Raw genomic sequence first — 15,334 nt, forward strand, 5'->3', positions numbered from 1 at the left:
ATATTCAGGTAACAAACTCATGAATTACAATGGGCTATCCTTCCTAAATAAAGGAACTGAATGCAGCACATCCCCCTGCATTTTCTGCTGCCTCAGCGCCTTATGTTTTTCAAAAACCAACAGATAGTCACGAAAATGGGAATGGGTCTCACTTCTTAATAATTCTGGCAAGAACTTTAACTGCACATCAGGAAACATCATTGGAGATGATTTTTTTATCACAGTATCTGGCGAAGGTAATAACATAAAGTGATAGCCTTCATTCATCCCAATGCTGACTCCCTTTGGGTCAAAATCGCCAAAATAGATCGCAACCTTACCTGTTTTCAACCAGCAGTGCTTCAAAGCAACAGCTCCCTTGCTATATTTCAGGTCACCACGGTAAACAATCAGAGGCGAACGAAAATCGCACCGGGAATAGTTAAAAAGATCCAGATGGTAGAAACAATCCTGATTCTCTACAACGATAAGAACATCAAACTGCGTCAGAATAATATTACGCCAATCCGTATCGACAACCTCAATCATCATCCCTGACTCGTTGACTAAGGGCTGATTAAGATAAAGCAGTACCCGATGCTGCTGAGGTCGAACTCCCGCAGTTTTAATCTCCTGATCGCTTAACTTTGCGCTCTCAATGCGGCTCTTTAAGCTAAGATCGTCACGAAAGTCCGCCTGCCGAAGACGTTGTTGAGTATTTGAAATCTTATCCAGTAACGTCGTTGTAAAATGGAACTCAGGCAGCGACAAACTATTAGCCGGGATCAAATCCAGCGCTGAACACCAATGCAAAACCTGCATCACGGTTTTACCATCGGTTTTTTTCTTCTCGTCATTTTTTGCTTTCAGGCGATGATCAAGTTTTTTCAGCCAAACGAGTGCGTTATACGGCAACGGTCCTGTTTCAGTCATTATCCCCTCACACCAATAATCACATCCGATATAATACGTAGATCATTTACCGGACTGGCCTGACGCTCATCACAACGCTGCCAGAAACGCGGTTTATCCGCTAACGGTAATGATTGAAATTCCGTGATGACTTGATAGAGCCATATCTCGTGGTCCCAGTTCAGATGACTCTCCGTCAGATAATATAGTGCGCTCACCGGCCCGGATTGTCCGGCAGCGAAAACATAAAAATCCTCAACATCCATTTTAAGCGCAACCTGACGGGCAGCGATCTCCTCATCAATGGGAGGTATTACTGAGCCCGCACTTTTTGGCACAGGAGGAGGCATGACCGATGCCCGAGGCAAAGAAAGCAATATCTCCGCCATCACCTGTCGATCCACGGTTCTGTCGAGCGAAATTGATGCATGAAGTATAAGCGGAGCCGCAATATTGAATACATCCGGCACTTCCCGGCGCTCAGGGTAGCTGGCGGGTTGATATTGTGGATGTTGATGCAGAAACGCAGCCATATTTGCCACTAACAATGTACGTGACTGTTGTTGGCGAAATTTAGCCATCAGGTCTACCAAACGCTGCTGAACGGCCAGTAATGAACTATGGTGAAGACTGACACGCAACTGTAGCTGACTCACCAATATTTTACGCAGAGAGCTATTATTTTCAGCAAACTCAATCAATTCATGGAAAACAATCAAATCCAGTCCATCCAGCAACCGACGAACCTGGTTTTGTGCCCTCTTATTCTCATTTATTTTTTCATTCAGCGTGCTGACGAAGCCAAAATTGTTATTCAGACGATGCCAGAGGCTGTCGATAGCCTCCTCAAATTGCCCACTAAGATCGTGAACGAGCTCAGTCAATCTCTGCATTTGGCGTTCTGCAATGCTGTAATCACCTTTATAATAAGCATCACGCCAGGACTGTACCTTAATGCGGATTTGTTCCAGCTTTTCTGCTACATCCGCATTAATCTGCCGTCGGCTCTCATCAGCAACCATGCTGGCGATGAGTTCGCTCACCAGCGGGCGTAACATCAGAGGCTGTTGCTCATCAGGACGCCATACAATACGCGCAGCAATTAGCTTTTTTAATGTCTGGTCGCTAAAAGCGGTTTCATCAATAAAACCATCGATGTAACCATTCATTAAGGCATGTTGATGTTTTCCCAATAATGCCAGCCGTTCGGCACCATTTTTAAACAGAGCAGATAACGGAGAAGTCTCCTGCGCCATTACAGAAGCTCCTGTTGAACGGGCGGCGTGTCTTCAACCGGCAAATGTTCTTCATCACGAATAAAGCGGATCGCGTCTATCAAATAATCAATTTTTCCTGTGGCAATAAATATCTGCTGCTCGGCGTTGGGTTGCCTGACATAGCCATGCTCTTTCAAACGCCGGAAAATTTGTTTGAGCTGAAGATCGATGGAATCACTCTTACAATTGAAAAAACGATCGCTGGAAAGCTGATGCAGACGTTGTTGCAGGCTTTGATTATCCTCTACACGCGTCATAATTTCCGACAATCTGATATAGTCGCCGGCGGTCAGCGTACTCTCCCCCCCTTGCGTCTCCTGTATGAGTTGCAACCACTCAAGCAGAGGCAGCAGAGAAGAAATGATGTCCTTAAACTGATTCATCAACTGGCTGCGGGCATCGCGATTCATCTCATAAAAGCCCGTATAATAGACCGTTTGTGTTTCATTACTGACAATTCTGTAGTTAAGAGGTCGCAAATAGTTATTAATCGCCTGCCGGGTATTCTCATCATGTAAATGACGATAAGCATCCAGGTCGTTGATACGGCAAATAAATTCCCCGGTCAGCAGCCTTTTAATTAAAAGTCCATGTTCCAGCATTAGATAGCCTCCTGTTGTATCTGCGCCAGTCGGGCAGCAAGGCGGCTCACTTTCGGCTGGATTCTTTTCAACCTGCGCTGAGTGGGCTCAAGCTGATCGGCATCAAGCAAATAACGATGCTTAAACAGCATTAACACGTCCGATTCGGCGTTTGGAAAAGCGCCGACTATCACAATATTATTATGGCCACAAGCTACAAATAATTTCTCCACATTGTGGTAGGCCAGCGTGCCGATTTCATCAATAGGCCAGTGAATAACGGCGTCTGATTTGCCTCTTAACAAACGCGTAAATGCCAGGAGATATTTGCATAAGATCAGATAGGCCATGCCGTGGCTTGACGCTTCCATAAGTTGGCGATCGTTTTTGATAACAATATCTTCCCCACCTTCATTAAGGTGAAGCTCGAGATTTAATAACGACTCCATAGTAAAACGTTCATCGGCATGCAGCAATTCAACCACATCCATAAGGGCATTTAAATAGCTTTCAGGAGGGAGCTGCTGACCAGATGAGCGCCAGTCACTATAGTTTTTAGCAAAGCGTTTTAATGGTTTCCAGAATCGTAACTGGTCGATAGTCGATAAAATGCGAACTTCTGATTTATTGATGCCCTCCAGTTGCAAATCGTCGGTAACCGCATCGCTCAAGCGCCGACTTTGATGTGAAATCCGGCGATTGATATCGCTGAAAACATCAAAGAATTTTTTCAGATCGCCACCAATATTTTCCCCCATCTCCAGCAATTGCTGCTGTTTATCTTTAAGCAGTTGCAGGAGTTTTTCGAGTATTGGCAATTGTTGGCGGGTTCGTGACGGATCGGGTAATTTATCTATCTCCGAATCCATTAACTCAAGGAAAGTAGGGTCTGCGTCCTGATTAAAGCGAGATTTAAATTCGTTGAGTTTGCTCTCTAGCGTACGGGCCACGCTGGCGTGTTGTTCCAGCATATCGCCGGTACGCGACATCCGCTCATTAATATCAGCAGTTGCGTCAAGATGAGTCGGAATAATTTCAGCCAAAGGCAGAGATGATAATCGGTCCAGTAATACTTTTAACTGACCGACAAACTCACTGGCCTGTCGTATCTGCATCTCATACTCTTTTTTCTCATTATTAAGCCTGTCTTTTTTATTCTGATACTCTGCCTGTAATTGCTGTTTTTTCTGCAACAGTTCACGATTCAGCTGAGAGAGCGCGCTTTCTTTATTCAGTTGTTCCTGGCGCAACGTCCCGTAGTCAACGTTGATAAAATGCAGCCATTCGGTTAACTCATCCCGGCGAGACTCCACTTCCTGAATCTCTTTTTTTAGCGTTTCAATGCGCTGCCGTAGTACTTTGACTTCGCGGGGATCGATCCCCTTCTTCGCTAGATTATCGTCCATAACCTGCTGGAAGATCCTAATCTGCTCTTCCATGTCAGCGTTAATTTTAATTATCTGGTGCGACAATCCTTCAATCTTCTCGTCAATAAGCTGCTGCGCACTTTGCAGGTCAATGCTTAATTGCAAGGTTTGCGTATTATGCTCTTCCGTCAGCGCACGAATATCTTGTTCTTTCTGCCGCGTTAATTCTGCATGTGCTTTTTCTAATGCACTTAAACGGGCACGTTTTTCATGCCGGCGTTGTTCCTCCAGCACATCATTCTTTGCAATTAAACGCGTTCGGGCATCGCGAGAATAGCCAACTTCCTGGTTTTGACGCTGATGTTGCCTTTCACATTCTTCCGCTTTTGATTTCAGATGGTTAACGTTATGATGGTAATCCTGAAAAATGGTTTCTGCCGTTTTCTTCGCTTCTTCAGCACGGGCTCTGATTTGCTCTGCTTTATCCAGACTGTGTCGAATTGAAGCCTCATCTTGCGCAAATTCCTGCATATCTAACACGCTTAAATCCAGTTGCAGGCCATACAGCGATTCCGACAACTCGCCAGTTTCTGGTAGCAAATCTTTACGTTCCAGCAGATTTTCATTCAGAACCTTGCCCAGATTCTGCTCCCAGTCCCCATAATGTAAACGCAGGAAATAGCGTAACGTCCCCTGTTCAGGATCCAACTGACGATGCAGTCTCTGCAGTTGTTCTTCAGCCTGATGCAGGCTAGCACGGGCATCGTGCAGCTGTTGCTCTGCACTATCTTGCTTTATACGGGCCTCAGACAACGTTGTCAGTGCATTTTGTCGCTGCTCAGCTAGTTGCGATAATCGCTCCTGAGCTTGCTCAATGCGCAGCTCAGCAAACAGGCGCTCTTCATGCTCTTGAGCGGTTAACTGGGAATGTTTAAGCTCAATGGTAACAATCATTCGATCGCCGGAAATCTTGTCAAGCTGTTCACTGTAGAGATTTTCCTGCTGTTGTTTTCGCTCTTCAAAGAGCTTCCAAAGCAACTCTTTCTGACTGTCCGATTTACTTCTGACCGCCTCTTTTTCCCGCTGGCAGTCCTGAATTTTTTGTTGGGTCAACCGTTCCTGGCTGTAAGCACTGTCTTTTAGTTTTGCTTTGTGCTGTTCAAATTCTCGGGAAAGTTCACCGACCTGCTCCCGCATAAGCAGGAATTGTTCACTTTGTACTGAAAGCGCCTCGCGCCATTGAGGCAACGCTTCCATGTGCGTCTGTAACAGGCGTATCTCTTTACGTTCATAACCGTCGTATTGATTCTGGATATAATGCAGCCATGCCTGAACCGTTTTTAGGTCGCTTTGCGTTTCGCTTAACCGATCGTTCAGTACATTACGCTGTTGATTAAAGTTATCCTCTAATTGAACGAGCTCCCCTCGGCGCTGGTGAAGCAACTGCTCTGCGTCCGCGCGTTTCTGCTTCTGAATTTGTTCATCGTTTGTTAACAAGGGGTGGAGCGTGGCTAGTTGTTCTTCTGTATCATCCAGCTTCTGCCCCAAGCGCTGAATGATCTCAAACTCCTGCTGTAATTTCTCGTAGCGCAGCGACTGGCGCATTTTTTGGATCCATTCCCGCGCAAAGCTGCTTTTTACTTTCGTTTGCGGGAGCGTCACGCCATCATCGGCAAAAATCGCCGCCAACATGGTTTTGAGCGTTTCCATCTTGCCTTCACCGGCATGAACCGCGCTCACTAATTTCTCAATATGTCTGAGCTTGTGGTTACCACTCACAAGACTAAACGATGCTGCCAAGCGGCGTAGTCTCATTGCCTCCGTCGAATTACCGCGTAATGACACGACATCATTCTGAATGATGCTACGGTACTCCGTCGTTGAACCTATTTTGGCTGAAACTGAGACGTCATCCCGGCTGCGCATCTGGGCAGACCATTCGTTATAACTCATCCCTTTCGCGCCATCTTCGGTATAACGAAGGAAAAAGTCTGGATGATAAGGTGTGCTAACAAAACGATATTCTACGCCCCCCTCACCTTTACCCGTCAAAACAACCAGACAATTGTCACCTGTTTCCCGCTGGTATTCATAAATGATATAGCTATTACTGCAGGGGAGATAAAACTCGTCGAACTTTTTCCGCGTTCTTGGTACGACTTTATTAGGCTGTTCACCGTAGAAGACTGGGATAAGACGTTGTAGAGTTGTTTTCCCAGAAGCATTGGTTCCACAAATGTTAGTATGTTGGTCCAGTTGAATTTCAACAACGCCAGGCAAGTGCGTGTGTATAAGAATGATACGAAGCAGTTGTGGCATAATACCTCCCTGAACATAAAATAACCTCTGGAGAGTATACCCAAAATTCTTTTAAACATTAGGTTATTTCGCCGTTAGGCCATGTGACTGGTTATGTGATCAGTGGTGGTTTTCGTGCTCAAGATCTTTGCTCTTTGATCTTTTTAATATCAGCGACTTCCACCCCACCATATTTCGCCTTCCAGTTGTAATAACTGGTTTCAAAAATAGCGACCTCACGATAGACATCTTTGTCGGTTCGACAGATTTCAGAACGGCAATAATCTGGTGTTCGGTGAATCGGGTTTTACGCATAGCGACCTCCTCAGAGACATAATCAGTATGTCGGAAGATCTCTAAAAGTGAATGGTTCGTTTTGCTGGGATACTTACAGGGAGCTGCGCCGCAGCAATGAAATTCTACGCCAGGCGTCAACCTATTTTGCACAAGCGGAGCTCGACTGCTACTGGAATTAATAACACCGGAAGTATCCGGAGCAGCGTAGCCACCGGGATAAGTACGAGCAAGGGGGATACGTATGAAAAAACGATGAAAGAAGGTATCAACGGGCTGTACAATTCGGAGGTGATCCACTGGCAATGCTGGACAACCCGACAGGATGTTAAGCAGGCCACGCTGAAAAGCCGTAAAATCGGTCGCGATCAACGAGCCTGCGGGATAGATTTTGTCGGCAATCTGCCAGGCCGAGGTCAGCATCACCAGAAGCCAGTTTTGCAGAAAACCGCATGATGCATCTTCAGGAATAGCAATGGGTTCCAGTTCATTTTGCACGGTCAACAGCCAGGTGCGGCGGCAATAAAAGTCTTGTTAACCAGATCAAACTCGCGGATTTCACATGCATCACCAACACTAGACAGATAGATTAGCGCTCGAGTGTAATCCGGATAGAGGATATCGGCACCGTGATAGTTCCAGCTTGCGCTCTCCTCTTCATTTAGTCGATCGATGTCCAGTACCGTTTCCCATTCAGGATTATCCGTTAACCAGGATGATTCCGTCGTTCGACGCCAGATTCCGTGCGGATACTGGTCATTCTGCCAAAAGCTATAAACCGTATCGCGATAGTGGCTAACCCAGGGAATATTCGATTGATCGTCCAGCGATTGCAAAACGGCCTTCTGCGTACGGTGAAAACGCTCATCCTGCGCAAATTTTGCGATGGTACGGTTATTTTGCTCAGCGACCCAGCGCAGAGCGTCATTGTCCTGCGGAGTTTCCAGTTAGTTGAGCAGTTCCAGGATACTTTTTTGCGTCATAGTTGTCTCTTCCTGATAGGTTCTGGCTGAGTTCGGGGCCATGAGCGGGCTTTGTTATGGAGAGATTTAAGCCTTCTCGTTTTGATTAGACTACCGCAGTAGAAAAATGAATAAAAATGTCCGGATGCCGTGGAGGAAGTTATCGTACCGGGAGAGATAAAGCAGGACCGGCCAGCCGTGATAAGCGGCCAGCTTATTGACTACGTCGCTGAGACTGACGCTAAAGGTGTTCCTCTTCATCCAGAGAGATAATCTGAATTCCGGCGTTACGATACTCCTGAACCTCATCGGGCAGGCGATCGATCACCACGGTATCAATGCGACTTGCGGCAGTAAACTGGGCAAGAGAGGTGTTATTGAGCTTGCTATAGTCACAGACAATAATCACCTGGCTGGCGTGTTCAACCATTCCGCGTTTCGTTTCTGCCAGCAGAATATCGGCAACGCAGGCGCCGTGTTTTAGCGAGAGCGAATTCGTGCCCATAAACGCTTTATCGACGTTCAGCGTATCAAGAATGGAGCGCCCGTTGATCGCCACCACGCAGTGGTATCCCTTCTTCACGATCCCGCCCAGCAGAATGGTCTGAATAGAGGGGCTGGCTTCCAACTCACGAGCAATTTGATAATCGTTGGTCACCACCGTGACGTTCTGTCGATCGCGAATGTTGCGCGCGATATGCAGAGTCGTCGTGCCCGTATCCAACACGATAATGTCGCCATCCTCCACCAGCGCCGCCGCACGTTGGCCGATCCGCTCTTTCGCGCTGAGGTTAACAATTTCGCGCGTATCAGAGGCCTGTTCGAAGCTCGCCCGCGTGCGAAGAACGGCCCCGCCATGCGTACGGGTGAGTAGCCCTTCATCTTCCAGTTGGCGGAGATCGGCGCGAATGGTGGCTCCAGATACATTAAAGACATCACACATCTCAGAAACAGCAACTTTGCGTTTTTCCCTGAGAATACTGAGCAACTTCTCCTGTCTTTCTTCTGCAAACATTCTGCCTCTCTTTTATTTACGCCATTTACCGCACGATAACAGCGCTGGCTTACCTTCAATCTGGTCCTGCGCTCAGGGCATCCAGCCGGTCATATAAGGCAGTGGATTGCCGATAGAGTGTATCAAATAGCTCCGTGCAGGATTGGTAATAGTCCCGCAGTCGGGGATCGGGCGAGATCAGTTTATCGAATTGCACCGTCTGCCGCACGCCGCTAGCAAAGTCGGCGTAAACCCCCACGCCAACTCCCGCGATAATACCGCATCCGGTGACGCCATTCTCCTGATTGCGCGTAGATAATATCGGAAGATTGTAGGCCGCAGCTTTGATTTCAAGCCATAGCTGGCCGCGCGCGCCGCCGCCGGAAGCGATCATTTGTTGCGGATATTGTCCGCACTCCTGCAGTTGACGGAGGTTGCGCCAGGAAGCAAACGCTACCCCTTCAAGCACCGCACGGAATAAATGGCCGCGACGATGCTTTCGCTGCAGGCCGAAGAACTGCGCACGCGAATTGTTTTTCTCGGCCAGACGCTCTCCCGTCAGATAGGGAAGAAATAGCAACCCTTCCGCGCCTGCCGGTACCTCCGCCGCCTCCTGCAAAAGCTGCGGGTGCGTGATCTGGTTGTCGGAAAGCGCTAGCCGCGCCCAGCGAACGGCATCACCGCCAGCATCCAGAATAGTGAACCCACCCCAGGCAGAGTTTGCCAGATGAAGGTTATTGACCAACGAATGCTGTAATGGACGCTGCGACACCACCGTTATCAGCGTCGAGGTCCCCGTGGAATCAGAGGCCATTCCTGGCTCATACACGCCTGAACCGATCAAGGAAGCCGCCATATCAGAAGTGCCGGCAACCACCGGGATCCCCATCGGCAGCCCCGTAAGGCCGGATGCAAGCGGCGTCACCTGCCCGATAACATCGCTGGATAGTTTGAGGTCCGGTAACTGATCGACCCTGAGGCCAAACATCTCGCAGGCATGCGAAGACCAGCTTAGGGTTTCGCTATCCATGAGAAAATAGCAGGATGCCTCACTATAGTCGGTCGCCAGAGCACCGCTCAGCATAAAGTTAATATAGTCTTTTGGCATCAGAACTTTAGCTAACTTCGGCCAGCTTTGCGGATGATGCTCGCGCCACCACGCAAGTTTAAAAGCGGGCCATGCCGCCGCTGGCGGGTTATTTAAATGCGTCAGCCACTTGTCCCGCCCTTCTCGCGCAACAAAGGCATCAACCTGAGGCTGGCTGCGTTTGTCATTCCACAATAGTGCCCGGTCCTCCAGCAGCTTGCCATCATCGTCCAGCAGCACCGTGCCATGCATCTGCCCGCAGGCGCCAATAACCGCAATCTGCGAAACCGTTTCAGGATAACGGTGGAGAACTTCGCGGATGCACTCACAGGCGGCCTGCCACCATAGTGAAGGGGCCTGTTCTGACCAACCCGCACGTGGCGTCGTTTGCTCATACTCCCTTTGCGCAAAGCCGATCATGGTGCCATCGACTTGCAGAATAGCCGCGCGAGTACTGCCAGTACCAACATCAATAGTGAGTATTTTATCTTTCATCACTGACTCCGGTGACGTCTTAAGGCGGGCCATCAGGCCCGCAGCCTCTCAGTTTACCTGGCATTCAACTCAGGAAAGCGTTCAGGGTATTGCTCCAGTTCCGCCAGCACTTTTGTTACCGCACCATGGCTCATACCAAAGCGGCGAACGCCAAGCTGATAGAGCGCGCGGACCGTTTCCAGATCGCGAATGCCCCCTGCGCCTTTAATATCGATTCGACCGTTAAGCTGATTGGCGATGATGCTGACTTTTTCCACCGTCGCGCCCGTCGGCGCCCAGCCGGTGGAGGTCTTAACCCACTTCATCCCGACCTCTACGGCAATATCACAAACGCGACGAATTTGCTCTTCGTTCAGATAATGCGTTTCGAGGATCACTTTCGCCGGTACGGGGGCGGCGGCTTCCACTACGCGGCGTAAATCTTCACGCACATAGTCATAATCGCCGGATAAAACTTTGCCGATGTTCACCACCATATCCACTTCGCGAGCACCATCGGCAATCAGCTGCCGTACTTCCTGAACCTTGGTGTCGGTAGCATGCCCGCCGCCGGGAAAGCCGACCGGTCCTCCAATCATGACATCTCCCATTCCCTGCTGCGGCAGTAACGTACTGAGAAAGCGTGTCCAGCAGGGCAGCACATGTACGGAAATAATGTTGTATCGAGTCGCCAGTTCGGCACAGGCGCGAACATCGGCTTCAGTACTGGTTGCCTGCACTGCGCTCAGGTCAATCAAACGTGCAAAACGACGGGTTGTTTCATTCATGATTTAATCCTGCTCTTTGTTTTTAGTTGCTTTCATTTAATGATGTTATCTCGCATAAATCCATTTAAAAACGCATCAAATGAAAATAACGTGATCAAATTAGCATTTTTTTATTTTCATTTGTTTTTAATTAAAAGACGAAAAATGAATGACGCCATCTCTGGGCGGGCAAAAACGGTCATAAACAGGCGCAAAAGCAATATTGCATTTGTTTTTGTTTGTTTTTGTTTGTGACTGGATAACAGGTGAGGCAATCGAAATATGTAGGTGATAGAGGGTTGAAATGCGCGTTCTATCACACAGCCCGACGAGAAAAATGCGGCCTTCAGCGGATATTCCCGGCGTCGCAACGCCCTGTTCGAGGGACAGGTAATCTGATTATGCACTGCAGGAGAGAGCTATGTTGCCGCTGGAACGTCATCGTTTGATTATCGAGCTGTTGGGCCAACGCGGAGTCATGCGGGTAAATGAAATTGCGCAGGCGGCTCATGTTTCCAGAGAAACGATCCGCCGCGATCTGAACGAGCTGGAGCGACAAGGGATATTAAATCGTAGTCATGGTGGGGCGCTCGTCGCGGAAAACCCGTTCCCGGCGAGCAAAACGATAACTTTCGCCCTCCCGGTAGAGGATACCCTGGGAAGCTTTCAGCAAAGAACGTTGCTGCACAGTGAAGGCAAAATGCGCATTGCCCGGAAAGCGCTGCAGTTCCTTCAACCGGGAAAGACGATTTTGCTGGACGGCAGCAGCACCAGCTGGTTTTTAGCCCGCCAGATGCCTGAGATAGCGTTAACGGTTATCACGCCGTCCATCCGGATCTTGCAAGCGCTGATGAGCAGACGCTCATTGCATCTGGTGGGGCTAGGGGGCGATTTTTCCCCGAGCGAAGAGTCGTTCTTTGGTGAAACCACCTCAAGGATGCTTCGCGAGTACGCCGTAGATACGCTTTTTTTCTCATGTCAGGGCCTGGAACGCGATAGCGGCCTGTATACGGGAACGGAAGCCCACGCCGCGCTGCTAAGACAGATGATGGTGGCAGCACGACAGGTGATTGCGCTCGTCGATGCCAGCAAGTTGGGACGTTTGGGCGTAGCGCGGCTAGGAGGATTAGGCGAACTGGACTGTTTAATCACCGAAAAGTTTGACGATCCGTTGCTGGAGAAAGAGATGACCTGGCACAACGTTGGCATACACATCGCCTGAGTGCACCGTCATGACGTGACGGTTAATACGAGCATTGTCGAAACGCTGCTTCGCGCGGTAGGACCAGACTTTGCCTGAAATCAGCCTACGACCGGAACAAAGAGGCCTTATGCGTTATTACATTTCTCCCTCTCTCATGTGTATGGACATGATGAAGCTGACGGAACAGCTGCACTTTTTAAACGACAAAGCCGACAGGCTGCATGTCGACGTGATGGATGGGCACTACGTCAAAAACCTGGCGCTATCGGCCAGTTTTGTAAAGCAAATTCGCCCTTTTACATCGCTGCCAATCGATGTGCATTTGATGGTAGAAGAACCAGTGTCGTTTATCCCGGCACTCATTAAGGCCGGGGCAGACGCCATTTCACTTCACCCGGAAACCATCTGCCGGGAAGCCTTTCGCGTCATCAATATGATTCGCCATGCGGGAAAAGAAGTTGGCATGGTACTCAATCCCGCCACGCCAATTGAGAGCGTGCAGCACTATCTGCATCTGCTCGATAAGGTCACCGTGATGACCGTCGATCCGGGCTATGCCGGTCAGCCGTTTATTCCCGAAATGACCGCAAAAATCACCCAGCTTCATCAGCTAAAAGAGACCCGTAACCTCAACTTCTTGCTGGAAGTCGACGGCTCATGCAACCGCCACACCTACCGTGAGCTGCTGGGAGCCGGGGCACAGATATTGATTATGGGCAGCAGCGGTTTATTTCGCCCGGATATGCCCCTCGCGCAGTCCTGGGAAAATATGTCCCGGGACCTGGCCGCCGCGCTGCGTTCCCCTGAGCACGTATAGAGGAGTGAATAATGTCAGAAAAAGTCTGCGTTTTTGGTTCATTCAATTTCGATATGGTCGCCAGAGTGGAGCGCTTTCCCGTACCGGGCGAATCGTTAGTCGCCTGCGGAAGTATGACCAGCGCCGGAGGAAAAGGGGCGAACCAGGCCACCGCCGCGCTAAAAGCAGGGGCCAATGTCCACTATATCGGCAAGATTGGTAATGATACGTTCGGCCATTTTGCTCGTCGCCATCTGAAAAGCATCGGTTTTAATGCCGTGACGCTATTGGTCGCGGAGTCTGTCCCCACCGGCAATGCGCTGATTTATGTTGCCTGCAACGATGCCGAAAACATGATTGCCGTCGATCCCGGTGCCAACATGACGGTGACCGATGATGAAATCGCCGCCTGTATTCCCGCCATCGGCTGCGCAGATGTGGTTCTGGTCCAGCTGGAAAATAACCTTTCCGCCATTGAACAAGTCGTTGATGCGGGCAAAAAGGCCGGTGCATTTGTGGTTCTGAATCCCGCGCCCTGGCAACCCGTTGACAAGGCTTTTCTTAGCAAAGTTGATTTGCTCACCCCGAATGCGACAGAGGCCAGGTTAATGACCGGATGTCGCGTTGACGATCTCGCAGGTGCTTCAGAAGCCGCAGATGTTCTGCATGCCCAAGGCGCCCGCAACGTCATTATTACGCTTGGCGCAAATGGCGCATTGCTGAGTGAGCAAGGCGTAAAATCCCATATCCCGTGCTTTCCTTCTCATCCCCGCGATACCACCGGCGCGGGCGATGCATTCAACGGCGCGCTGGCGGCGCGGCTTGCCTGCGGCGAGCCCTTGCATACAGCGGCGCAATTTGCCGCAGCCTATGCCGCCGTCAGCGTTGAAAAACAGGGCGCGTCATCCTTACCAGATTACGAAGAAGCCCAGGAACGTCTTTTACGTGCCACCTCTGATTATGAAATGGCATAAACCCTACGATATAAAAACCATTACGAGGATAGCTCAATGAGTACGCTAACAACGGATAAGGTCGATAAAGCGGCGGTCCAAACCGAAAAATTGGATACCAGCGCCTATTTACCGCATACCCCCTGGCTCCAGTTTTTACTGGTGTGCTGCCTGTTTGCGCTATGGGGTATGGCGGGCAACCTGAACGACATATTGATTGCCCAATTTAAAAAGGGTTTTGATTTAACGGATACTCAGACCGCGCTGGTGCAGTCGATTTTTTTCCTCGGTTACTTTTTTGTCGCCCTGCCTGCGGCGGCGCTGATTAAACGTTATTCGTATAAAGCGGCGATTATTATTGGGCTGTGCCTGTACGCCCTCGGCTGCTTCCTGTTCATTCCGGCCGCGCAGATCATGACCTATGGCGCGTTCCTCGCCTGCCTGGGGGTTATTGCCTGCGGACTCTCTTTCCTGGAAACCTCGGCGAATACCTACTCAAGCCTGCTTGGCCCCATTCAGTCCTCCACCCAGCGCATTAACTTCTCACAGATATTTAATTCCCTCGGCGTTATTTCCGGCGTGCTTATCGGCCAGGTTATGGTCTTTGGCGAACACGATCCCAGCCATGAACAGCTGCTGGCAATGCCCGCCGCCGCCGCGGACGCCGCGCGCCACCAGATGGTGGGACAGGTTGTCGGGCCTTACCTGATTATCGGTTCTGTGTTGGTGGTGCTGGCTCTGGTTTTTGTTTTTATCAAATTCCCGACATGCAAGGGCACGCAATCTCAGCAGCAGGTTCCCGCAGAAAGCATGGGACCAACGCTTAAACGCCTGTTTGCCATACCACGTTTCCGTCTTGGGGTTCTGTCGCAGTTTTTATACGTGGGTGCTCAGGTAGGCGTATGGAGCTTCACTATTCGCTTCGTGCAGCTCGTGCAGCAGGGCACCAGCGAGCACTCTGCCACCTATTGGCTGCTGGCTTCGCTGGTGATTTACGCCGTTGGAAAAGCGATTGCGACCTGGTTGATGAACCGACTGAATCCGGCATTACTGCTTGGCACCTTTGCATTAGCAGCAACAGCCCTCCTGTTGATTGCCGTATTTAGCAGCTCAATGCTGGCGGTCTACGCGCTGATTCTCGTGAGTTTCTGTATGGCGCCATGCTGGCCGACCAACTTTGGTCTGGTCATCAAAGGTATGGGGAAAGATACACAAACCGCAGGATCGATAGTCGTGATGTCAATTATCGGCGGGGCCGTTATTCCGCTGGTGATGGGGATTATTTCTGATATGAACGGCGGCAATATGCAAATCGCCTTTATCGCCCCGTTATTGTGTTTTGTTTATGTCGCTTTCTACGGTTTCTGGTGCGTGCGTAAGGGGGTATAA

Annotated in this window: 13 protein-coding genes and 1 pseudogene; 5 read left to right on the forward strand and 9 right to left on the reverse strand. The window is 49.7% G+C overall.

Translation table 11 applies throughout. The features are described from left to right. Window positions 1-24: 24 nt before the first annotated feature. The 5 genes and pseudogenes from ACMYSN_RS12020 to ACMYSN_RS12040 all read right to left on the reverse strand — a co-directional run. A complete protein-coding gene (locus ACMYSN_RS12020; protein ID WP_462498122.1) occupies window positions 25-912 on the reverse strand; it encodes a DUF7281 domain-containing protein in 888 nt (295 codons plus the stop codon). Beyond that, window positions 912-2,147 carry a hypothetical protein gene (locus ACMYSN_RS12025; RefSeq protein ID WP_462498123.1) on the reverse strand — a complete coding sequence of 412 codons (1,236 nt, stop codon included), beginning with the start codon at window positions 2,145-2,147 and terminating at the stop codon, window positions 912-914. Before ACMYSN_RS12025 ends, ACMYSN_RS12020 begins: the two co-directional genes overlap by 1 nt. Then, window positions 2,147-2,770: a condensin complex protein MksE gene (locus ACMYSN_RS12030; protein WP_462498124.1), complete on the reverse strand. Its 624-nt coding sequence runs from the start codon at window positions 2,768-2,770 to the stop codon at window positions 2,147-2,149. Before ACMYSN_RS12030 ends, ACMYSN_RS12025 begins: the two co-directional genes overlap by 1 nt. Next, on the reverse strand, window positions 2,770-6,435 hold the full coding sequence (locus tag ACMYSN_RS12035) for an ATP-binding protein (protein ID WP_462498125.1): 3,666 nt from the start codon (window positions 6,433-6,435) through the stop codon (window positions 2,770-2,772). The genes ACMYSN_RS12030 and ACMYSN_RS12035 overlap by 1 nt, the downstream gene beginning before the upstream one ends. A 130-nt stretch (window positions 6,436-6,565) precedes the next feature. Next, window positions 6,566-6,729: pseudogene (locus ACMYSN_RS12040) on the reverse strand (transposase); the annotation flags it as partial. Window positions 6,730-6,963: 234 nt separating this feature from the next. Here ACMYSN_RS12040 and ACMYSN_RS12045 point away from each other — a divergent pair. After that, window positions 6,964-7,164: a hypothetical protein gene (locus ACMYSN_RS12045; protein WP_462498126.1), complete on the forward strand. Its 201-nt coding sequence runs from the start codon at window positions 6,964-6,966 to the stop codon at window positions 7,162-7,164. A gap of 44 nt (window positions 7,165-7,208) precedes the next feature. Here ACMYSN_RS12045 and ACMYSN_RS12050 read toward each other — a convergent pair whose 3' ends face one another. From ACMYSN_RS12050 to deoC, 4 genes are all read right to left on the reverse strand, one after another. Continuing rightward, window positions 7,209-7,655, reverse strand: a complete 447-nt coding sequence (locus ACMYSN_RS12050; RefSeq protein ID WP_462498251.1) for a hypothetical protein — start codon at window positions 7,653-7,655, stop codon at window positions 7,209-7,211. A 256-nt stretch (window positions 7,656-7,911) separates the two neighbouring features. Beyond that, window positions 7,912-8,685, reverse strand: a complete 774-nt coding sequence (locus tag ACMYSN_RS12055) for a DeoR/GlpR family DNA-binding transcription regulator (protein WP_462498127.1) — start codon at window positions 8,683-8,685, stop codon at window positions 7,912-7,914. A 55-nt stretch (window positions 8,686-8,740) separates the two neighbouring features. Further along, window positions 8,741-10,246, reverse strand: coding sequence for a xylulokinase (locus ACMYSN_RS12060; protein ID WP_462498128.1), 1,506 nt, complete (start codon window positions 10,244-10,246; stop codon window positions 8,741-8,743). 53 nt (window positions 10,247-10,299) lie between these two features. Beyond that, on the reverse strand, window positions 10,300-11,013 hold the full coding sequence (gene deoC / locus ACMYSN_RS12065; protein ID WP_462498129.1) for a 2-deoxyribose-5-phosphate aldolase: 714 nt from the start codon (window positions 11,011-11,013) through the stop codon (window positions 10,300-10,302). A 400-nt stretch (window positions 11,014-11,413) separates the two neighbouring features. Here deoC and ACMYSN_RS12070 point away from each other — a divergent pair, with 400 nt between their 5' ends. The 4 genes from ACMYSN_RS12070 to fucP all read left to right on the forward strand — a co-directional run bounded on the left by ACMYSN_RS12070 (window position 11,414) and on the right by fucP (window position 15,334). After that, window positions 11,414-12,214, forward strand: a complete 801-nt coding sequence (locus ACMYSN_RS12070) for a DeoR/GlpR family DNA-binding transcription regulator (protein ID WP_462498130.1) — start codon at window positions 11,414-11,416, stop codon at window positions 12,212-12,214. A 109-nt stretch (window positions 12,215-12,323) separates the two neighbouring features. Continuing rightward, a complete protein-coding gene (alsE, locus tag ACMYSN_RS12075; RefSeq protein ID WP_462498131.1) occupies window positions 12,324-13,013 on the forward strand; it encodes a ribulose-phosphate 3-epimerase in 690 nt (229 codons plus the stop codon). Window positions 13,014-13,024: 11 nt separating this feature from the next. Next, window positions 13,025-13,966: a ribokinase gene (locus ACMYSN_RS12080; RefSeq protein WP_462498132.1), complete on the forward strand. Its 942-nt coding sequence runs from the start codon at window positions 13,025-13,027 to the stop codon at window positions 13,964-13,966. Between the two features lie 36 nt (window positions 13,967-14,002). Beyond that, window positions 14,003-15,334, forward strand: coding sequence for a sugar MFS transporter (fucP, locus tag ACMYSN_RS12085; RefSeq protein WP_462498133.1), 1,332 nt, complete (start codon window positions 14,003-14,005; stop codon window positions 15,332-15,334).

The organism is Klebsiella sp. R445, from assembly GCF_051131755.1.
In the GTDB taxonomy this organism is placed as follows: domain Bacteria; phylum Pseudomonadota; class Gammaproteobacteria; order Enterobacterales; family Enterobacteriaceae; genus Klebsiella; species Klebsiella lignicola.

Coding starts and splice junctions, on each gene's coding strand:
- ACMYSN_RS12025 (WP_462498123.1), bottom strand. CDS start 2,147: ATGGCGCAGGAGACTTCTCCGTTATCTGCTCTGTTTAAAAATGGTGCC.
- ACMYSN_RS12030 (WP_462498124.1), bottom strand. CDS start 2,770: ATGCTGGAACATGGACTTTTAATTAAAAGGCTGCTGACCGGGGAATTT.
- ACMYSN_RS12035 (WP_462498125.1), bottom strand. CDS start 6,435: ATGCCACAACTGCTTCGTATCATTCTTATACACACGCACTTGCCTGGC.
- ACMYSN_RS12020 (WP_462498122.1), bottom strand. CDS start 912: ATGACTGAAACAGGACCGTTGCCGTATAACGCACTCGTTTGGCTGAAA.
- fucP (WP_462498133.1), top strand. CDS start 14,003: ATGAGTACGCTAACAACGGATAAGGTCGATAAAGCGGCGGTCCAAACC.
- ACMYSN_RS12060 (WP_462498128.1), bottom strand. CDS start 10,246: ATGAAAGATAAAATACTCACTATTGATGTTGGTACTGGCAGTACTCGC.
- ACMYSN_RS12055 (WP_462498127.1), bottom strand. CDS start 8,685: ATGTTTGCAGAAGAAAGACAGGAGAAGTTGCTCAGTATTCTCAGGGAA.
- alsE (WP_462498131.1), top strand. CDS start 12,324: ATGCGTTATTACATTTCTCCCTCTCTCATGTGTATGGACATGATGAAG.
- ACMYSN_RS12070 (WP_462498130.1), top strand. CDS start 11,414: ATGTTGCCGCTGGAACGTCATCGTTTGATTATCGAGCTGTTGGGCCAA.
- ACMYSN_RS12080 (WP_462498132.1), top strand. CDS start 13,025: ATGTCAGAAAAAGTCTGCGTTTTTGGTTCATTCAATTTCGATATGGTC.
- ACMYSN_RS12045 (WP_462498126.1), top strand. CDS start 6,964: ATGAAAGAAGGTATCAACGGGCTGTACAATTCGGAGGTGATCCACTGG.
- deoC (WP_462498129.1), bottom strand. CDS start 11,013: ATGAATGAAACAACCCGTCGTTTTGCACGTTTGATTGACCTGAGCGCA.